Origin of the sequence: Dactylosporangium sp. NBC_01737 (assembly GCF_035963215.1) — a bacterium.
Taxonomy (GTDB): domain Bacteria; phylum Actinomycetota; class Actinomycetes; order Mycobacteriales; family Micromonosporaceae; genus Dactylosporangium.
On the sequence record NZ_CP109153.1, the window covers coordinates 5,990,942 to 6,009,491 of the forward strand.

The 18,550-nt window shown below is 69.8% G+C and carries 18 protein-coding genes; 12 read left to right on the top strand and 6 right to left on the bottom strand.

Features of this window, described 5'->3' with window-relative positions:
- Window positions 1–161: 161 nt before the first annotated feature.
- From OHA72_RS26905 to OHA72_RS26935, 8 genes are all read left to right on the top strand, one after another.
- Window positions 162–1,769 (top strand): ABC transporter substrate-binding protein, encoded by a 1,608-nt coding sequence (locus OHA72_RS26905; protein ID WP_327010575.1) that lies wholly within the window; start codon window positions 162–164, stop codon window positions 1,767–1,769.
- Window positions 1,766–2,698, top strand: a complete 933-nt coding sequence (locus OHA72_RS26910) for an ABC transporter permease (RefSeq protein WP_327010576.1) — start codon at window positions 1,766–1,768, stop codon at window positions 2,696–2,698. Before OHA72_RS26905 ends, OHA72_RS26910 begins: the two co-directional genes overlap by 4 nt.
- Window positions 2,695–3,546, top strand: a complete 852-nt coding sequence (locus tag OHA72_RS26915) for an ABC transporter permease (RefSeq protein WP_327010577.1) — start codon at window positions 2,695–2,697, stop codon at window positions 3,544–3,546. Before OHA72_RS26910 ends, OHA72_RS26915 begins: the two co-directional genes overlap by 4 nt.
- Complete coding sequence (locus OHA72_RS26920; protein WP_327010578.1) at window positions 3,543–5,270, top strand: dipeptide ABC transporter ATP-binding protein; 1,728 nt, start codon at window positions 3,543–3,545, stop codon at window positions 5,268–5,270. The genes OHA72_RS26915 and OHA72_RS26920 overlap by 4 nt, the downstream gene beginning before the upstream one ends.
- Window positions 5,264–5,455: an oligopeptide/dipeptide ABC transporter ATP-binding protein gene (locus OHA72_RS64880; protein WP_442788679.1), complete on the top strand. Its 192-nt coding sequence runs from the start codon at window positions 5,264–5,266 to the stop codon at window positions 5,453–5,455. Before OHA72_RS26920 ends, OHA72_RS64880 begins: the two co-directional genes overlap by 7 nt.
- A 10-nt stretch (window positions 5,456–5,465) precedes the next feature.
- On the top strand, window positions 5,466–6,413 hold the full coding sequence (locus OHA72_RS26925) for a dihydrodipicolinate synthase family protein (protein WP_327010579.1): 948 nt from the start codon (window positions 5,466–5,468) through the stop codon (window positions 6,411–6,413).
- A gap of 73 nt (window positions 6,414–6,486) precedes the next feature.
- Window positions 6,487–7,476 (top strand): succinylglutamate desuccinylase/aspartoacylase family protein, encoded by a 990-nt coding sequence (locus OHA72_RS26930; protein ID WP_327010580.1) that lies wholly within the window; start codon window positions 6,487–6,489, stop codon window positions 7,474–7,476.
- Window positions 7,467–8,258, top strand: coding sequence for an SDR family NAD(P)-dependent oxidoreductase (locus OHA72_RS26935; protein WP_327010581.1), 792 nt, complete (start codon window positions 7,467–7,469; stop codon window positions 8,256–8,258). Before OHA72_RS26930 ends, OHA72_RS26935 begins: the two co-directional genes overlap by 10 nt.
- Window positions 8,259–8,308: 50 nt before the next feature.
- On the opposite strand, the gene OHA72_RS26940 is transcribed toward OHA72_RS26935, so the two are convergent.
- Window positions 8,309–8,692, bottom strand: a complete 384-nt coding sequence (locus tag OHA72_RS26940; protein WP_327010582.1) for a RidA family protein — start codon at window positions 8,690–8,692, stop codon at window positions 8,309–8,311.
- Window positions 8,693–8,712: 20 nt separating this feature from the next.
- On the bottom strand, window positions 8,713–9,828 hold the full coding sequence (locus OHA72_RS26945) for a mandelate racemase/muconate lactonizing enzyme family protein (protein WP_327010583.1): 1,116 nt from the start codon (window positions 9,826–9,828) through the stop codon (window positions 8,713–8,715).
- A 91-nt stretch (window positions 9,829–9,919) separates the two neighbouring features.
- Here OHA72_RS26945 and OHA72_RS26950 point away from each other — a divergent pair, with 91 nt between their 5' ends.
- On the top strand, window positions 9,920–10,870 hold the full coding sequence (locus OHA72_RS26950; RefSeq protein ID WP_327010584.1) for an NAD(P)-dependent oxidoreductase: 951 nt from the start codon (window positions 9,920–9,922) through the stop codon (window positions 10,868–10,870).
- Window positions 10,867–11,886, top strand: a complete 1,020-nt coding sequence (locus tag OHA72_RS26955; RefSeq protein ID WP_327010585.1) for a Gfo/Idh/MocA family protein — start codon at window positions 10,867–10,869, stop codon at window positions 11,884–11,886. Before OHA72_RS26950 ends, OHA72_RS26955 begins: the two co-directional genes overlap by 4 nt.
- A 333-nt stretch (window positions 11,887–12,219) precedes the next feature.
- On the opposite strand, the gene OHA72_RS26960 is transcribed toward OHA72_RS26955, so the two are convergent.
- The 3 genes from OHA72_RS26960 to OHA72_RS26970 form a co-directional block, all read right to left on the bottom strand.
- Window positions 12,220–13,155: an SDR family oxidoreductase gene (locus tag OHA72_RS26960; protein ID WP_327010586.1), complete on the bottom strand. Its 936-nt coding sequence runs from the start codon at window positions 13,153–13,155 to the stop codon at window positions 12,220–12,222.
- Between the two features lie 210 nt (window positions 13,156–13,365).
- A complete protein-coding gene (locus OHA72_RS26965) occupies window positions 13,366–13,989 on the bottom strand; it encodes an NADPH-dependent F420 reductase (protein WP_327010587.1) in 624 nt (207 codons plus the stop codon).
- A gap of 198 nt (window positions 13,990–14,187) precedes the next feature.
- Entirely contained in the window at window positions 14,188–14,922 is a 735-nt protein-coding gene (locus OHA72_RS26970) for an SDR family NAD(P)-dependent oxidoreductase (RefSeq protein WP_327010588.1), read from the bottom strand.
- Window positions 14,923–15,177: 255 nt separating this feature from the next.
- On the opposite strand from OHA72_RS26970, the gene OHA72_RS26975 reads away from it, so the two are divergent.
- The gene (locus tag OHA72_RS26975; RefSeq protein WP_327010589.1) at window positions 15,178–16,089 is read left to right on the top strand and encodes a LysR family transcriptional regulator; all 912 of its coding nucleotides are present in this window, start codon (window positions 15,178–15,180) and stop codon (window positions 16,087–16,089) included.
- 154 nt (window positions 16,090–16,243) lie between these two features.
- Entirely contained in the window at window positions 16,244–16,768 is a 525-nt protein-coding gene (locus tag OHA72_RS26980) for a transposase family protein (RefSeq protein ID WP_327010590.1), read from the top strand.
- Between the two features lie 269 nt (window positions 16,769–17,037).
- Here OHA72_RS26980 and mhpA read toward each other — a convergent pair whose 3' ends face one another.
- Window positions 17,038–18,528 carry a bifunctional 3-(3-hydroxy-phenyl)propionate/3-hydroxycinnamic acid hydroxylase MhpA gene (gene mhpA, locus OHA72_RS26985; protein WP_327010591.1) on the bottom strand — a complete coding sequence of 497 codons (1,491 nt, stop codon included), beginning with the start codon at window positions 18,526–18,528 and terminating at the stop codon, window positions 17,038–17,040.
- Window positions 18,529–18,550: the final 22 nt, after the last annotated feature.

Below are 18,550 nucleotides of genomic sequence, written 5' to 3' on the forward strand. Positions count from 1 at the left end.
GCCTGCCGGATACCCGGCGCCAGAAGCACGTGGTCAACAATATCGGAACGACCGTTTCAGCCGTTGACATGACTTTGCGGGCGAGCTAATACTCAGTCACGCGTCAGAAGATCGCGTCCCGCCTGGTGGCGGGCGGCTTCGTCGAAGTGGGGACAGTCCTGATGTCTACGCGCCGCAGGGGAACGTACTCCCGGCTGGTCGCCGGTGGTGCCGTGCTCCTCATGATCGCCGCCGCCGCAGCGTGCGGTTCGGCAGATACCCGCGACTCGGCCGGCGGCGGGACGCTGCACATCGCCGAGGGCGCCGAGCAGCCAACCCTTGACCCAGCCAAGAACATCCAATATCTGAGTGACGAGATGGCCGCCATCTACGACACGCTCGTGGTGGTCAACGCCGACGGCACGATCGGTCCCAGCCTGGCCGAGTCCTGGACCGTCGAGGGCCCGTCGATCACGTTCAAGCTCCGCACCGGAGTCAAGTTCCACGACGGCACCCCGTTCAACGCCACAGCGGTCAAGGCCGCGCTGGACCGGGTCGTCGACCCGGCCACCAAGGCGACCAACTCCAAGAGCGTTCTCGGCCCGTACGACAACAGCCAGGTCATCGACGACAACACCGTGAAGGTGACCTGGAAGACGCCCGTGGGCGCGGCACTGATCAACCTCGCCAACGCCGACCTGAGCATCCCGTCGCCGGCCGCGGCGAGTGCCGGCACGCTCGACGCCAAGCCCGTGGGAACCGGACCCTACAAGTTCGTCAGCTACGTCAAGGGCGACCGCCTCGAGGTCGAGCGGAACGCCGACTACACGACGATCCGTCCCGACCTGACGAACAAGGGCGCCGCGAAGTACGCGCGGATCGTCTTCCAGTACGTGACCAACGCCAGCACCCGGGCGAACCTGCTGACCACCGGTGCGGTGCAGGTGGCCCAGCTGACCGGGCCGGACGCCAAGCGTCTGGCCTCCGCGTCGAACCTCAACAACGCCTCCTTCCCCGGGGTCAGCGAGACCGCCCTGTGGATCAACGCGAAGAACGTGCCGGACCTCAACGTCCGCAAGGCGATCTCGGCGGCGATCGACCGCGACGCGCTCATCCAGGCCGTGGCCAGCGGCTATGCCGAGACCAACTGGAGCACGGTGCCGACCATCGTCCCCGGCTACGACAAGACCGTCGAGAGCGCGGTGACCAAGTACAACCAGGCCCAGGCCAAGTCGCTGCTCGCGACGGCCGGCTACACCCCGGGTGCCGACGGCGTCATGCAGAAGGACGGCAAGCCGCTGACGCTGTCCATCCTGTCTGCGAGCGACGACCCGTGGCCCGCGATCGACCAGCTCGTCCAGGACCAGCTGGCTCAGGTGGGCATCAAGGCGCAGATCAAGACCGAGGAGTTCGCCACGGTCACCCAGACCCGGCGCAAGGGTGACCAGTCCATCTACATCGGCCGCTACGGCATCCTGGACCCGGCCGGGTCGATGCGGATCCTCTTCGCCTGCGCCAACATCCCGTCGGCGCAGGTGCCGCAGGGCACCAACCTGACGTTCAACTGCAACCCGGATGTGGACGCCGCGCTGGAGCAGGCGATCAGCGAGGTCGACGACGCCAAGCGCAACGCGCTGGTGTCCCGGGCGCAGCACCTCATGGCGGCCGACCACACGGCCCTGGTGCTGTACCAGCCGAAGAGCGTCGTGTTCTCGGCGAAGGCGGTCGGCGGGATCGGCATGCAGCCGGACGGCATCCTGAAGATCAACGACCTGGTGCCAGTCGGGTGAGCTTCGTACGATTCGTCGCGCGGCGGGTGCTGGTGACAGTTCCCGCCGCGCTGGCGGTGCTCGTGATCACGTTCGCGATGATCCGTCTTGTGCCCGGCGACCCGGTGCAGGTCATCGCGGGCACCAACCTGGACCCGCAGGTCGCCGAGGACCTGCGCGAACAGCTCGGACTCAACGAGCCGCTGCTGGTGCAGTTCTTCACCTATCTGCAGAACGTCCTGCACGGCGATCTGGGCACCTCGTTCCTCACCCGGCAGCCGGTGGCCGACGTCGTCGCCGAGCGCCTGCCCAACACGCTGCTGCTGACGGCAGCCGGCGTCCTCGCCGGCCTGCTGCTCTCGCTGCCGATCGGCATCGCCAGCGCGCTGCGCGACGCGAAACGGCGCCGCACGGGGCTCAGCTTCACCACCGTGACCACGATGCTGGTGGCCACACCCGACTTCCTGCTCGCCACGGTGCTCGCCACGGTGTTCGCGGTGTACCTGCAGATCTTCCCGGTGGCCGGCGCGGAGTCCTGGTCCTCGATCGTGCTGCCCGCGCTGGCGCTGGGCATCCCGCTCGCCGGCATCCAGGCGCGGGTCGTGCGGGCGAGCGTGCTGGACGCGGTGGGCCGGCCCTTCGTGCGGACGCTGCGTGCCGTCGGCGTGCCCCAGCGGCGGCTGCTCACCCGCAACGTGCTGCCCAACGCGTCCATCCCGGTGGTCACGCTGCTCTCGGTCGAGTTCGGGCGGCTGCTGGCGGGCGCCCTCATCGTGGAGAACATCTTCTCCTGGCCGGGTCTCGGCACCACGATCTTCGACTCGATCGGCCGGCGGGACCTGCCGGCCGTGCAGGGGGAGATCCTCGTCGTGGCGTTGTTGATCCTCGCCATCAACCTGCTCATCGATGTGGTCTATCGCATCATCGACCCCCGGATCGGCCTGTCATGACGACCAGATCCAGCGCGGCCCGCCGGTTCCTGTCCCAGCGGCTGACCAAGGTGGGCCTGGTGCTGCTGCTGATCGTGGCGGTCGTCACCGTGGTGGGGCCCCTGGTCTACGGTGCGTCACCGACCCGCACACATCCGATGGACGCCTACGCCGGCCCGTCCGCGAGCTATCCGCTCGGCACCGACAACCTCGGCCGCGACATCCTGGCCCGGCTGCTGCACGCCGGCGTGCTGTCCATCCCGGCCGGCCTGCTCGCGGTCGGCCTGGGCGCGGCCGCCGGCAGCCTGCTCGGCATCGCGTCCGGCTTCATCGGCCGGACGTTCGACACCGTCGTGATGCGCGTGGTGGACGTGCTGCTGTCGTTCCCGACGCTGCTCACCGCGATCGTCGTGGTGGCGATCCTGGGACCGAGCGTGACGAGCGCGGTGCTCGCGGTCTCGATCGCGGCGTTGCCGTCCTACGCCAGGGTCATGCGCGGGTCGGTCCTGCCGTTGCGCAGCGCGGCGTTCATCCAGGCGGCCCGCGTCAGCAACACCTCGCTGCCGCGGATGCTGCGCGTGCACGTGCTGCCCAACGTCGCGGACGTGCTGGTCGTCCTGCTGGTGATCGGAATGGGGAACGGGATCGTGGTGCTCTCGGCCTTGAGCTTCCTCGGCATCGGTGTGCAGCCGCCGGAGGCGGACTGGGGAGTGATGCTCACCGAAGGGGTCCGGGCGATCTACACCGCCCCGGTGGCCGCGCTCGCGCCCGCGCTGATGCTGATGCTGACCGTGCTCGGCATCAACTTCGTCGGCGAGGGGCTCGGCGCCGCGCTCCGCATCGACGTGTCCAGCAGGAGGCCGCGATGAGCCTGCTCTCGGTCCGCGACCTGACCATCGCCTACGACGACGTACGGGCCGTCGCGGGCGCCTCCTTCGACGTGGCGTCCGGCGAGCGCGTCGGCATCGTCGGTGAGTCCGGCTCGGGCAAGACGACGCTGGCGCTGGCACTGATGCGGCTGCTGCCGCCGTGGTCGAAACAGGAGTCCGGCTCCATCACGATCGACGGCGTCGAGCTGTCGGACCTGCCGGAGGAGCGGATGCGCAGGCTGCGCGGCAGCAAGGCCGGCATGGTGTTCCAGGACCCGCTCACCTCGTTCGACCCGCTGCGGACCCTCGGCGACCACCTCTCCGAAGGGCTGCGCGCGCACGGCGAGACCGACCGCGGGCGCCGCCGGGACCGGGCCGTCCAGGCGCTGCGGGCGGTGGGCATGCCCGCGCCGCGCAGCCAGCTCGCGCGACGCCCGCACGAGCTCTCCGGTGGCATGCGGCAACGCGGCCTGATCGCGCTGGGGCTGTCGAACAACCCGCTGCTGCTGATCGCGGACGAGCCGACCACGGCGCTGGACGTCACCATCCAGGCGCAGATCATGGAACTCTTCGCCACTATCGGGACGCCGGGCCCGCAGGCCGACATGGGCCTGGTCATCGTCTCGCACAACCTCGGCCTGATCCGCCAGCTCTGCACCCGGGTCATCGTCATGTACGGCGGCCGGATCGTCGAGGACGGCCCGGCGCCGGACTTCTTCGCCCGGCCGCGCCATCCGTATGCGGCCGCGCTGCGCGATGCGACCCCGCGGATCACACTGCGGCGAGGGGAGGTCGCAAGCATCGCGGGGAGCGCGGTGGACCTCGCCGATCCACCGCCCGGCTGCCCGTTCGAGCCGCGCTGCACCTACCGGCTCGACGCCTGTGCGCAGACCATGCCCGATCTGTTGTCGATCGGCGGCGACCACCGGGTCGCCTGCTTCAACCACGACGCGGTCGGGCAGGGGCCCCGCAAGGGAGGCGATGACGACCCGGCACCGTCACCCGGGCCGGTGCCGTCGGACCAACCCGTGGAGCAGCCGGTGGTCGGCGAGCCGCTCGTGGTCGTTCGCGCGGCGACCAAGGTCTACCGGGTCCGCCGCAGGAAGCTGCACGCGTTGGCCGGCGTCGACCTCGACGTGCGGGCCGGCGAAACGGTGGCGCTCGTGGGCGAGTCCGGCTCGGGCAAGTCCACCCTGGCGCACCTTGTGCTGGGCCTGCAGCCGCCCACGTCGGGCACCGTCAGGGTCGCCGGCGACAATCCGGCCGACCCGCGCAGCGGCGTGCGGCGCCAGCAGCGCATGCAGGCTGTCTTCCAGGACCCGCACGGCTCACTCAACCCACGTCAACGGGTCGGCGACGCGATCGCAGAGCCGCTGGTCAATCTCGGCATGCCCGGGGATCAACGCCGCAAGCGGGTGGCCGAGCTGCTCGACGAGGTACGACTGGGTCAGGCCCTGGCCGGGCGGTATCCACATGAACTCTCCGGTGGCCAGGCGCAGCGGGTCGCGATCGCCCGTGCGCTCGCCGCCCGTCCCGAGCTGATCGTGCTCGACGAGCCGACCGCCTCACTCGACGTGTCGATCCAGACGCACGTCATCGCGTTGCTGCGGGACCTGCAGCGCGAGCACGGCCTCGCCTACCTGTTCGTCTCGCACGACCTGGTCGCGGTCCGGGAACTCGCCACCCGGACCTGGCCCCGGGGGCGGCCGACCGGATCGTGCTGACCGGCGAACCACCCTCGCCCCTGGACGTGCCACCCGGCTGCCCGTTCCAGCCTCGCTGTCCCGTGGCACAGGACATCTGCGTCACCAGCCCGCCACCGTTGTCGCCGATCACATCCGACCGCCAGGTCGCCTGTCACTTCCCCGGATCGCTCATCAGTCCCGCAACGTCGCCCACCGCTCATTAGGAAGGTCTCCATGACATCGCTTCGCGTCCCGGTCCCCCCGCCGATCGCCGGTGTGATCGTGCCGATGGTCACCCCGATGCTGCCGTCGGGTGCCCCGGATCTCGAGTCACTCGACGCACTCGTCGACCACCTCATCGGGCGGGGCGTGACCGGGCTGCTCGTGCTCGGCTCGTGCGGCGAGAACGGCGCGCTCTCCCGTGACGAACGGCTCGAGGTCGCTGCCCGCGCGGTGGCCCGGGTCGACGAGCGGACCCACCTCATGGTCGGCGTGCCGGCGCTCGGCACCCGCGAGGCGGTCGCCGACGCGAAAGTGTACGCGCAGATGGGCGCCGACTCGTTGCTCGTGCCGCCGACGTTCGTCTTCCCGCACTCCGCCGCCGAGCTCGGCGGACACTTCCGCGCTGTGGCCGCGGCCGCGGGCCCGGTGCCGGTCCTCGCCTACAACATTCCCAGCCGGGTCACCGTGGTGCTGGAGCCGGACCTGATGCGTGAGCTCGCCGGCGAGGGAGTTGTGGCGGGGGTGAAAGACTCATCGGGCAACGTGGAGGCCCAGCGGATGCTGGCCGAGGCGACGGCGGACATCGAGGGGTTCCGCCGCTACACGGGCAGCGAGTTCGCGATCGACGGGCTGCTGCTGGGCGGGTTCCACGGCGCCGTGCCGGGCCTGGCCAACGTCTTCGCCCCGTGGCACGTCGAACTCGCCGCGCGCGCGACGGCCGGGGACTGGAAGGGCGCGGCCGAGATGCAGGGCCGCATCGTGGCGTTCTTCAAGCTCTACCAGCATCCGATGCCGGGCGGCAGTTTCAGCGCCTCGGTCATCGCGTCGTTGAAGGAGGCTCTGGTCCAGCAGGGGGTCATCGCACATTCGACGACCGCGTTCCCGTTCGTGCAGGTCGACGACGACATGCGAAACCACGTGCGGGAAACGTTGGCGACGGCCGAGATCGGGCGGCCGTGACCGGAGTGCGTAGTGCGCAAGCCCCTGGATGGCGTGAGACCAGCTCGCGTCTGGCGCGGGAGAGCAGCAATCGATGAAGAAGGAAACCCCGGACCGTGAGGTCCAGGAATCCCCCCGCTTCAGCCGTGGGGAGGAAGTCAAGACACACCGGATCGACCTCGGCGAGGCCACGGTCGTGATCCGGGAACTGGCGGGCTCCGCCACCGGCCCGACCGTGGCCCTGCTTGGCGGGGTGCACGGCGACGAACTGGAGGGCATCGCCGCCGTGCGGGCAATCGTGGCGCACCTCAGCACCGACCCGCCGCAGTGGTCCGGGCGGATCCTCGCGGTGGCGGTCGCGAACCCGCCGGCGCACGAGGCGGGCACCCGGACCAGCCCCATCGACGAGGGCAACCTGGCCCGCAGCTTCCCCGGCCGCGCCGACGGCACGGTCACCGAACGGATCGCGGACGCCCTGGCGCAGCGCGTCATCCGCAACGCGGACCTGCTCATCGATCTGCACTCGGCGGGACTCAACTACGCGATGCCGTTCTTCGCCGGTTTCAGCGATCCGACCGGCCGACCGGCGGCGCACGCGTTCGGTGCGCCGCTGGTCTGGGCGCACGACCAGCTCAATCCGGGGCGCAGCCTTACCACGGCCTCGTCCTACGGCGTGCCGTCCATCTACGTCGAGGGCGGCGGCGGCGGATCGTTGCGCCGCTCGGAGCTGCTCGGCTACCGCGACGGCGTACTGCGGGTGCTCGGCCAGCTCGGCATGCTCGCCGCCGCGGACGTGCCGGCGGGATCGGGGCCGCAACGGATCCTGCGCGGCGGTGACGGCGACGTCGACTCGTCGGTCGCCGCATCGGTGTCAGGCTGGTGTGTCACCGCGGTCCGGGCCGGCGACCAGGTCAGGCGCGGCGACCTGGTGGCGGAGATTCTCGACGGCGACGGGTTGCCGGCCGAGGAGATCTCGGCCCCGCACGACGGAACGGTGATGATGCTGCGGCGGCGGGCCGAGGTCGAGCCCGGCATCGGCATCGTCATGCTCGGGCCCGACGCGGAGGAGGTGTCGTGGCAGTGACCGGTACCGCCGGGTTGGCCGGGCGGGTGGCCCTGGTGACCGGCGGCGGCAGCGGGATCGGCGCGGCGATCTCGGCCCGCCTCGCCGATGAGGGCGCGCACGTCCTCGTCGGTCAGCGAACCCCGCAGACCGCGGCCGCGGCGGCGAGCCGGCTCGCCGCGCCCCATCGCAGTCTCGACGTCGCTGTGGCCGACCTCGCCGACGCGGCGTCCTGCAGGGCGCTCGTCGCGCGTTGTGTGGAGCGCTTCGGCGGCATCGACATCCTGGTGAACAACGCGGCGGTCACTGGGCCGGGTGCGTCGCGCCCGCTGCTCGACTGCGATGACGAGTGGCTGGACCGCGTTGTCGGCGTGAATCTCACCGCTGCGTTCCGGTGTTCCCGCGAGGCCGCCCGGTACATGATGGCGAGCGGCACGCCGGGCGTGATCGTCAACATCGGCTCGGTGGCCGCGTATGCGGCCCAGCATCACGCGACCGCCTACACGACGACCAAGGCGGGGATGCTGGGGCTGACCCGGGGGCTGGCGTTCGAATTGGCGCCGCACAACATCCGAGCGGTCCACGTCGCACCGGGTGACATCGCGCTCGACGAGCGCGCCGGCACCCCGGCACCCCCGCCGGAGCTGTCCGAGCCGCAGCGGTGGTGGGAGCGACACACGCCACTGGGCCGCCGCGGCCATCCCGACGACGTGGCCTCGATGGTGGCCTACCTCTGCTCGGCCGAGGCCGGCTTCGTCACCGGCGCGAGCATCCTCGTCGACGGTGGGTGGCTGTCCTACTGAGCGTCCCGGCGCTCCACGGTGAGCTCACCGTGGAGCGCCGGTACAGGTTGTCAGGCGGGGTCGGGGAGGAGTACGACCGCGTCGATCTCGATCAGGAATCCGGGCAGTGGTACCGGGATCGTCGTACGCGCTGGATGCGGGGTGGGTAGTACGTCGCGCATGATGTCGTTGAACTCCGCGAAGTCGTCCAGGGTGTGCAGGTAGGCGCCGATGCGCAGGATGCCGGAAAGGTTCCCGCCGGCGGCCGTGATGATGCGTTCGATGTTGGCGAAGGTGGCGCGTGCCTGGATCTGGAAGGTGTCGCCGATGAGCTTGCCGTCGGCGTCGAAGGGCCCTTGGCCCGAGACGAAGAGCAGGTTGCCGGCCCGGATTCCGGGTGAGTAGGGCCCGGCCGGCGGTGCGCCGCCTGCGGGGACGATCGGTTCCTTCTGCATGGTTGCCTCCTGGGGTGCGGTTATGCGATGCGGTACTGGGACAGTGCGGTCTCGTTGATCTCGATGCCGAGGCCCGGCGAGTGGGGCACCGCGAAATATCCGTCCACCAAGGAGGGCGGGACGCACAGGATGTCGCGGATGAACGGGTTTTCGCTCGTGTCGTACTCGAGCATGGGACCACTCACGTCGCCGCCGGGCCAGGTGCCGTCGCCGGTGCGTGCGGCCAGGGGCAGGACGGCGGCCAGATGCAGGGTGGCGGCGGCCATCACGGCCCCGTTCCAGGTGTGCGGCACGCACGCGATCTCATGCAGCGCCGCGAGCTCCCCGACGAACCGGGCCGCGGCGAGTCCCCCGCAGATCGCCGCGTCGGGCTGGATCACGTCGAACGTGCGGTGCTCGAGCAGCCGTGCGAACTCGGACCGCGTCCGCCCCATCTCGCCACCGGCGACCGGCACCGCCAGCTGCGCGGTGAGCTCGGGGCGGGTCAGGGGGGTCGGCTCCTCGAACCACGCGACGCGCAGTTCGGCCAGGCGCCGGCCCACCCGCACCGCGGTGGGAGCCGAATAGGCGCCCCAGGCGTCGACCATGAGCATCACGTCGCGGGGGAGAGCGGCCCGCAGTTGCTCCAGCAGCGCCAGCTCCTCGTCCGGGGGGTAGCCGCCCATGCGGACCTTCATGGCGCGGAAGCCTCGCTCGTGCAGTCCGGCCGCCTCGTCCGGCCAGACGTCGGCGGGGTGGCGGCCCTCCTGGTAGAGGAAGCCGGAGGCGTACGCCGGCACCCGCTCGCGTCGGGCACCGCCGAGCAGGGTGTGCACCGGCACGCCGAGCGTTCGGCCGAGCAGGTCGTGCCAGGCGATGTCGACGGCGCTCAGCGCCAGCGCGGCGCCCATCTCGTCAAGGCCGGGCCGGCGTGGCCGCGCGTGCGTGACCGGCGCGCCGACAAGGTCCGCCGCGAGCATGGCCAGGAGGTCGCGGGTGCCGGGCAGGGCGTAGGTCTCGCCCCAGCCGACTGTTCCGTCGGAGGTGGACAGCTTCAGCAGCAACGTTTCGCGGTGCCGGTTGAACACGCCGGCCGGACCGGCCGCGACGGTGAGCGGTGCCCGCAGGTGCAGCACTTCGGCAGCGGTGACGAGCACGGGGCCTCCTTGACATCGGTGTAGTCGGCTGATTTTATCGAGTAAAACGCTGAATTCAACTGCTGAAACGCCGCTGTATCCGAGGAGAGACATGGGCGCTCCCACCGTTGTTGTCTACGACCCCATCACCACCCTGCGGTGGAGCTACGACGTCGAACGGGACACGCTGGCGGCCCGTGGCATCGACCTGGTGCTACCGGCCGACCTGGACGCCGCCCGCAAGGCACTGCCGACGGCCGACGTCGTCGTCGCGTCGGGCCGGCTGCCCCGCGAAGAGCTTGACCTGATGACACGATGCTGCGGCATCCTCTGTTACAGCGTCGGCATGGACGGCGTGGACACGGCACGCGCGGCAGAGCTCGGCATCGAGGTCACGAACGTGCCCGACTACTGCACCGAGGAGGTCTCCGACCAGGCCATCGCACTGCTGATGGCGGTGCAGCGGGCACTGGTCCCGATGGCGAGCGCTGCCGCGGCCGGTCGATGGGAAGTCCGTGAACTGCCGGAGTTCTACATGATTCGACGGGTGCGCGGTCAGCGCATCGGGGTGGTCGGCCTGGGTCGCATCGGCACCCGCGTCGCCGAGAAGGCACACGGACTCGGCATGACGGTCGTGGCCCACGATCCGTACCGCACCGAGGCGCCCTTCCCGCTCGTGCCGTTGAACGACCTCCTCGACGAAAGCGACGCGGTCGTGCTGTGCGCCGCGTTGACCGCGGAGTCGCGCCACGTGCTCGACGCCGCGGCGATCGGACGCCTGCGGCCGGACGCGGTGGTGGTGAACGTGGCCCGGGGCGGGCTCATCGACGAGGCGGCACTGGCCGCCGCCTTGAAGGCCGGCCGGCTGCGCGGCGCGGGCCTTGACGTCCGGGAGATGGAGCCGCCACCAGTGCCGGACCCACTGTCCGGGCTCACGAATGTGGTGCTGACCCAGCACGTCGGCGCGACGTCGGTGGAGGCGTTCGCCGACATGCACACCTTCTCGGCGGCCCGCATCATCGACCTGCTCGACCGGCACGGTCGGCTCGGGGAGGCATCATGACCGGCGTCGGTGTGCTCGGCTCCGGCTTCATGGGACGCACCTGGTCGGAGGTGGCGGCCAACCACGTGGTGCAGGCGGACCTTGTCGGCGTCGCCGGCGGCCGTCGCGCGCCGGCTCTGGCCGCCGACTACGGCTGCCCACTGCACGACTCGTACGAAAGCCTCCTCGCCGATCCTGCGGTCGAGGTCGTCGTGCTGACGACGCCGCCAGCCGGCCACGAGCTTCAAGCCGTCGCCGCGGCCCGGGCGGGCAAGCACGTCCTGATCGAGAAGCCGATGGCGCAGAACGTGGCCGAATGCACCCGGATGAACGACGCCGCCGAGGCGGCCGGAGTGCAGCTCGCCGTCGTGTCGCAGCACCGGTTCCGCGACGCACCCGTGTTCGCCAAGCGACTGCTCGACGACGGTGCGATCGGGCGGGTCACGATGGTGCGGGCGATCGGGCCCGAAATGGGCTTCTGGGACACCAGCAAGACCCAGGACCAGTGGAAGCTCGATCCCGCCCAGCAGACCACCTACGCCTCGTGGGGTGCGCACGCCTGTGACCTGGTGCGCTGGTTCATCGGCGACGAACCCGACCTCGCGTTCGCCGTCTTCGAACAGTACGGAGCCGCGGACCCGCCACTGCGCAGCGCGATGGCCACGTATCACTTCAAGGGCGGCGCGATGGCACAGCTGTGGATGAGCTACGACATTCCCGCGCCCGGCCTGGGCTCCGGGCTTCAATTCCAGCTGGTCGGTACCGAAGGCATGATCGACTGCGACGCGTACGGAGCGGTGCGCCTCGGCAAGGGGGAGGGCTTCTCGGTCGTCTTCGAGCAGGCGGCGTTCGACCCGCTTGACCCCGTCAGCGGGCCGCGCCTGGCGGCCTACGCGGCCGAACTGACTGACCTGATCGGGGCGGCCCGAGACGGCCACCCGCCGTTGGTGAGCGGCGCCGAGGGACTGGCCACGACAGCGATGCTCGAGGCGGCGGAGCTCTCGGCCCGCACCCGCCAGGCGGTGCCGCTGCCCTGACTCGGAGGCGCGCCGGCGCGCAGATCGCCGGCGCGGCTACCGGATCGCGGCCAGCACGGTCTGGAAGATCCTGCACCAGGACGGCGTCGACCCGGCACCACGCCGGACCGGACCCACCTGGCAGCAGTTTACGTCGTCGGCGTCACCGCACACCCCACCGGCGCCTGGGTCACGCAACAGGCCCGGAACTTCCTGATGGGTCTGGACCAGCGGGCCGACGGGCTTCGGTTCCTGCTGCGTGACCGGGACGCGACGTTCACGGCGGCGTTCGACGCCGTGTTCACCGCCGCGGGTATCGATGTGCCGGACTCGTTGCGATCCGGGTCCCTGCCGTCAGCCGGCGGGGAAGTAATGGCCGTTGTCCAGATCGGCGAGCAGGCTGGGCTGAGTGGGTTCCCAGCCGAGGGTCCGGCGGGTGATGAGGTTGGACGCCGGGTAGCTCTGCGTGACGATGTTCGCGAGGAACCCGAAGTATCCCGGCACCATCAGGACGTCCGCGGGAACGCTCACGACGGGCAGGCCCAGACGGCTGCCGATGGCCTCGGCGATCTCGCGGAACGGGATGCCCCCGTCCCCGACCGCGTGCCAGTATCTGCCGGCCGGCCCCTTCTCCACCGCCAGGCGGAACACGGAGGCGGCATCGCGGACGTGCACGGCGTTCCACAGGTTCGCGCCGTCTGCGGGGTAGCCGACGAAACCCTTCTCCTTCGCGAGCGCGATCAGTGTGGGAAGGAAGCCGGCACGGTCAGTCGTGCTGTGCGCGATGTTGGCGATCCGCACGACCGAGGACCGCACTCCCCGCTCAGCGAGCCCGACCACGGCGGTTTCCACGACGTTACGAGCGTGCAGGGTGCCCTTGTGCTCATCGCCGACGGGAAGGGCCGGGTCCTCCTCGGTGGCCGGCCGGCCCAGGCTCCCAGACGATCCGATGCTGCCCGCTACGACCAGCGGCTTTCCGGTTCCCGCCAGTGCATCGCCGTACGCGAGCATGATCGGGACCTCCGCGGCGGCCACGGCGTCGATCCCACCGGAGACAAGCAGGTCCTGCCGGTGCGCGACGTGGATGACGCCGTCGGAGTCCGCGGCCGCCTCCTTGAGCCCGTCGAGGTCCTGCAGGTCGCCGCGGCGCACCTTCGCGCCGAGCGCGGACAGCGCCGCCGCGGCCGGGTCCGACCGGGCCAGGCCGGTGACCTCGTGCCCGGCAGCGATGAGCTCGGGGACGATGTACGAACCGGAATGGCCGGTCCCGCCAGTGACGAAAACGCGCATGCTGCTGTTCCTTGTCAGTGATGTGGCGCGAGAAGTGGTGGTGCGGGTGCGTTCAGCTGGGAATGCTGACGCCGAGGGTGAAGTTGAAGGTCCCCACGCCGTGGCGGGCCAGGCTGATCATCAGCAGGCCCGTCCCTTCCGGCCAGTGCGCCGTCTCCAGGCCGCCGGCATCCAGGGGGCTCTGTTCGCCGACTGCTCGGCGCCGGGGGCTCAGCCGGTAAGTTCGTTGACGCCGAGGGCGAAGTCCCCGTGGCCAACCCCGTTGCCGGCGAGGCCCACCGTGACCAGGCCCATTCCTTCCAGCCAGTGCGCCATCTTCAGGCCGCCGACGTCCAGCGGGCGCAGCCCGAGGCTTTCGATGAATGCCGCCACGCCCGCCTTGGCCTGCGCATTGTCGCCAGCGATGAAGACGTTGGGCCGGCCCTTCTCCAGGACATTGCGGAAGATGGTGTTGAATGCCTTCACCACGCTGGCGCCGGCCGGGGCCACCTTGGCGACTTCCTGCGCGATCGAGGTCTCCTCGCTGTGGGCCAGTCCGTCGAACGTGGCGTTGAAGGGGTTGCTGATGTCGACGATGACCTTGCCCGCGAGGGCGTCTCCGTACTCGGCGACGACCGGGACGACACCGTCGTACAACAGGGCCGTGATGACGATGTCCCCGGTCGGGACGGCGCCCCACTTGCCCGTCGTCGCGCCGCCGCCCAGAGCCTTGGCCAGGTCATCGGCCTTGGACTGATCGCGTCCCATGACCTCGACGGTGTTGCCGCCCGCCACCGCGAGCGTGCCGATGGCACGGGCCATGTTCCCCGTACCGATGAGGGTGATGCTGCTCATGAGGTGTGCTCTCTTCCTGTTCTCGAGGTGTCGCTCTGTCGTGTTCGTGCCGGGTCAGGCGCAGGGCGTCGGCCGCGACGTTTCTACGCCAACTGCCGCGCCTTCCCGGCACCTCCGGCTCGTCTTCCGCCGGCAGATTGGGATGCATGAACCTGCCGCCAATCCCGGTGAGCGGCTCATCGCTGACTGGCGTGTGGTTCAGATGGCGGTGGTGCCGCCGTCGGTGACCAGTTCCAGGCCGTTGACGTAGCTGGAGTCGTCGGAGGCGAGGAACAGGGCGACGGTGGCGATTTCTTCGGGGCGGCCCATCTTTCCGCGGGGGATGAGGGACTCGAATGCGGCCCTGGTTGCCTCGTCGAACAGTTCTTCCTGTTTGGCGGTGGCGACCTGGCCGGGAGTCAGGACGTTGACCCGGATCTTGCGCTCGCGCAGTTCGTTGAGCCAGACTCGGGCCCAGGCCTGCTGGACGGCCTTGCTTCCCGCGTAGAGGCTCCAGCCAGGGAAGGCGCCGAGGGAGGCGTTGGATCCGGTCATGAAGATCGAGCCGTTGTCGTTGATCAGCGGCAGCGCCTTCTGCACGGTGAACAGGGTGCCGCGCGCGTTGAGCCAGAAGGCGCGGTGGAACTGTTCCTCGGTGATCTCGCCGAGGACGGCGGGTTCGCCCATCCCGGCACTGGCCCACAGCACGTCGATCGAGCCCATTTCCCGCTTGACGGTGTCGTACAAGCGGTCCAGGTCGTCCAGTTCGGCCGCGTCACCCTGGACGGCGGTGACGTTGCGGCCGATCAACTTGACGGCGTCGTCCAGTGCTTCCTGCCGCCGGGCCTGGATGAAGACGTGCGCTCCTTCCTCGACGAACAGTTTGGCGCCGGCCAGTGCCATGCCGGTGGATCCGCCGGTGATCACCGCTACCTTGCCATCGAGCTTTCCCACGATCACTCCGTTGAATTGATGAGTATCCAAAACAGTTCGGTTCTCATATACACAAGACTGTGTACATCACGTACTCGATGGCTGATCGGAGCGCCGTTGTCAACGGTTGTGTCGTCGATGCCGTCGAATGACGCGACAGGCCCGGCTCAATTCATCATCAGGTACCCATTGAGCGTGCCACTGGCCTGAGTCGGCGTCCAAGACCTCTTTCAGCGGTTGCGATACCCTGAAGGCATCGCCAGACCGGGAGGTTTTATGGATCTGGACCTGCGCAAGTTGCGCTACTTCGTCGCCGTCGCCGAGAAGCTGCACTTCGGCCGCGCCGCCGATGAGCTGCACATCGCACAGCCAGTACTCAGCCGGCAGATCCGCGCCCTGGAACAGGATCTCGGCACCCCGCTGCTGACAAGGGACAGCCACGGGGTGATGCTGACCGACGCGGGCAGGCAGTTGCTGACCGACGCCGGCCCGCTGCTGGCCTCCGCGCACGCGGTCCGCCACCGGGTGACCGTGGCCGCACGCGGCAGCCAGCGGCTGACGGTCGGCTTCCGGGCGGGCATCGCGGTCACCCCAGCGGTACGGCAGTTCGCCACCCAGCACCCGAACGTGATCGTGGACGTGCAGCGGATCGAATGGGACGACCAGGCCACGATGCTGCTCGACGGCCGCATCGACGTCGGCTATGTGCGCCTGCCCATCGACGAGACCGGCCTGCGCGTCAGCCCGCTGTACACCGAACCTCGTGTGGCAGTGCTGCCCGCCGGCCACCGGTTGGCCGGCAAGGAGCAGATCACCGAGGCCGACCTGGCCGGCGAGCCGCTGGTCTGGCATATGGACACGAGCACGCAGCCCACCAGGCGCCCGCACCCTAACGCCGGATACCTGGTACGCGGGGTGGACGAGACACTCGAGCATGTCGCGGCCGGCCGAGGCATCTCGTTCCTGGCCCGTTCGGCAACCGTGTTCTACTCACATCCGGAAGTCAGCTATGTCCCCATTCCGGATCTGGCGCCCGACCAGGTGTGCCTGGCGGTGGCGGCATCGCGCACCTCGCCGGTGGTCGACGACTTCTTCACCGCGGCTCAGGCGACGGCCGAGATAACCGCAGAATGCGGGAACTATGAAATGTGGCAGCTCGGAAGCGGCGCCGTCGCAAAGGACGGCTGATGAATTCAGCGAGACAATTTTATTCCTTGATCTCGATCTCATCGAGAATGCGGAGAGTGTAGACGCGTCTGGTCTGGAGGCAGCAGGACGGACATGATCTGTTCGGAAGATCATCAAGGTTCCTACGCCATGTTGATGGTCGCCGAAGTGAGCCATGCCCGCATCACCGTCATCGCTGATCGCCTCACTGTCGCCCGCACCGGCCGGACTCTGCGGGCTCCGCCCGCCGGAGTTGACCGCCGGCCTGCCCGCAGCCCTGGCTGCCGTACCCGACCCGCGCGCCCGCCGCGGCATCCGCCACCGCCTGGCCGTGGTCCTCACCGCAGCGGTCTGCGCCGTCGTGGCCGGCTACCGCTCCTACACCGTGATCGGCGAGTGGGTCGCCGATCTCCCCGCCGGAACAGCGCTACTGCTGGGCATCGACACGGATCGGCGGCCGTCCGAGGCGATGATCCGCAGACTCCTGCAGGCCGTCGACCCCGACCTGCTCATGCGCAACAACTACCCTCGCGCGAAGGTCTGGGTGAAGCTGCCGCCGGGCCGTGACGTCGCCGACTCGTGCGATGTCGCATGGAACGCCGGCGCTGACGCCGTGACCGTCGACGGCGCGGAAGAGGGTACCGGCTGGGCGCCTCGTCGAGACCGCTGGCGAGGTCCTGCGCGTTTCGGTCCGCGATGACGGTGTCGGCGGGCGCGAACTTCACTAGCGACCCCGGGTGAGCTGGGCCTCGAGACCCGCGATGGGCGTCTGGATCGCCAACTCGGAGCCACGATCGCCGTCGGCGAACGCATCCGGTGCGCCGGCTGGCTCCGCTGACCCGGGCGTGGGTTGCATGGCAGCGAGGCGACTGAGGGTCCCGTTGACCTCGGCAAGCAGGAGGCCCGAGAAGAGGCTGGTGATGTCAGGTCCCAGGACGGCCGTGAGGTGCGGCAGCCCCCAGCGCCTGGTCACCGGTCGACCGAGCCGACGGCAGCGATCGTGTGCGGGAGCAGCTGATGGCCTGCGCTGAGGACGGTGCCGTCCGGGCGGACGATGGCTACGCGGGCGCGGCCTTTCGTCAGCCATCGGTGCAATTCGCTGCCCGGCGGGGCAGTGATGGGAACTGCGCCGCGTCGCTCGATTTCGGCTCGTTGGGTGGTGGAAAGCTCGGTGGACGTGACGATCGCGAACCTGCCCGCGGCCACGTCGTCGAAACGACGGTCACCGTCGAGGATCGCGTTCGGGCACAGCCGGCCCGCGAGGGTGCGGCGCAGGCGGGGCCGCACCACCAGGTCGGAGCGGCGCAGCGGGGGTGTCTGGCTGTCCATGGCCAGGTCCGTGAGGCCGGGTACGAGGTGCAGTCGCGGCGCCACCGCGTGGCGGATGATGTTGCCCAGTTCGCCGCCGGCCGTCATCGCGGCCCCGAGGAACTTCGCCAGCCTGATCATGGCGCGGGCGTGGTGCTTGCGTTCGATCTCATAGGTGTCGAGGACGGTCTCGGGCAGGGTCCCGTCGAGCACGCCGGCGAGTTTCCAGGCGACGTTCATCGCGTCGCGCAGCCCGGCACCCATGCCTTGGCCGATGAACGGCGGGGTGAGGTGGGCGGCGTCGCCGAGCAGGAACACTCGCCGGTCGCGCCACCGGTCGGCGACCTGCGCGCGGAAGGTGTACTCCGCCGCACGGACGATCTCCAGCTCCCCGGCGGGGATGGTTCCCGTCCACGGTGAGATCAACGGATACAACCGGGTCATGTCGCGGTAGTCGTCGGCGCTTTCACCGGATGCCAGCCGGAATTCCCAGCGGTAGCGGGTCTTCCCGACCCGCATGTACGTACCGGCGCGGACCGGGTCGCAGAGCTGGTGCACGCCTTCCCACTGGCCGAGGTCGGCTGAGCTGACCACATCGACGACGAGCCAGCGTTGCGTGAACTTCAAGTCCCGCATGGTGGTGCCCATCGAGGCCCTGGTCAGGCTGTTGGCGCCGTCGCAACCCAGGACGTACGCCGCGCGGACCCGGTCGTGCTCGCCGGTGACCGTGTCAGTGACGTCGAGCCACACGCCGTCAGCATCCTGGTGCAGCGCGGTGACCTCGGTGTTGCCACGTAGGGTGACGTTGCTGAACTTTTTGAGATTTCGGCGGAGGATCGCCTCCAGCTCCGGTTGATCGAACATGCTCCCCTGGGGGTAGCCGTGCCTGCCCGGCGCGGCGTCGCGCCGGAACTCGGTCAGCACCCGCATGGTCCGGTCGACGAGTCGCAGACCCCGATGCGGCCTGGAGATCGCAGCGAACTCGTCGTGAAGCCCGAGGCGCGCCAGGATGCGGTGGACCTCGTCGTCGAGGGCGACGGCCCGGGGCTGGGGATAGATCGAATCCCACCGCTCGAGCAGAAGGCACTCGACGCCGTACTGGCCCAGCATCGCCGCGGCGGTGAGCCCGGTGGGGCCCGCGCCGACGATCATCACGGGAACCACACGCACCGTG

What these genes read in the sequence shown, in the direction of transcription:
- OHA72_RS26940 (WP_327010582.1), bottom strand. Translation starts at nt 8,692, where the DNA reads ATGCAGAAGGAACCGATCGTCCCCGCAGGCGGCGCACCGCCGGCCGGG.
- OHA72_RS26915 (WP_327010577.1), top strand. Translation starts at nt 2,695, where the DNA reads ATGACGACCAGATCCAGCGCGGCCCGCCGGTTCCTGTCCCAGCGGCTG.
- OHA72_RS26965 (WP_327010587.1), bottom strand. Translation starts at nt 13,989, where the DNA reads ATGAGCAGCATCACCCTCATCGGTACGGGGAACATGGCCCGTGCCATC.
- OHA72_RS26920 (WP_327010578.1), top strand. Translation starts at nt 3,543, where the DNA reads ATGAGCCTGCTCTCGGTCCGCGACCTGACCATCGCCTACGACGACGTA.
- OHA72_RS26955 (WP_327010585.1), top strand. Translation starts at nt 10,867, where the DNA reads ATGACCGGCGTCGGTGTGCTCGGCTCCGGCTTCATGGGACGCACCTGG.
- OHA72_RS26905 (WP_327010575.1), top strand. Translation starts at nt 162, where the DNA reads ATGTCTACGCGCCGCAGGGGAACGTACTCCCGGCTGGTCGCCGGTGGT.
- mhpA (WP_327010591.1), bottom strand. Translation starts at nt 18,528, where the DNA reads ATGATCGTCGGCGCGGGCCCCACCGGGCTCACCGCCGCGGCGATGCTG.
- OHA72_RS26930 (WP_327010580.1), top strand. Translation starts at nt 6,487, where the DNA reads ATGAAGAAGGAAACCCCGGACCGTGAGGTCCAGGAATCCCCCCGCTTC.
- OHA72_RS26975 (WP_327010589.1), top strand. Translation starts at nt 15,178, where the DNA reads ATGGATCTGGACCTGCGCAAGTTGCGCTACTTCGTCGCCGTCGCCGAG.
- OHA72_RS26925 (WP_327010579.1), top strand. Translation starts at nt 5,466, where the DNA reads ATGACATCGCTTCGCGTCCCGGTCCCCCCGCCGATCGCCGGTGTGATC.
- OHA72_RS26980 (WP_327010590.1), top strand. Translation starts at nt 16,244, where the DNA reads ATGCCCGCATCACCGTCATCGCTGATCGCCTCACTGTCGCCCGCACCG.
- OHA72_RS26950 (WP_327010584.1), top strand. Translation starts at nt 9,920, where the DNA reads ATGGGCGCTCCCACCGTTGTTGTCTACGACCCCATCACCACCCTGCGG.
- OHA72_RS26960 (WP_327010586.1), bottom strand. Translation starts at nt 13,155, where the DNA reads ATGCGCGTTTTCGTCACTGGCGGGACCGGCCATTCCGGTTCGTACATC.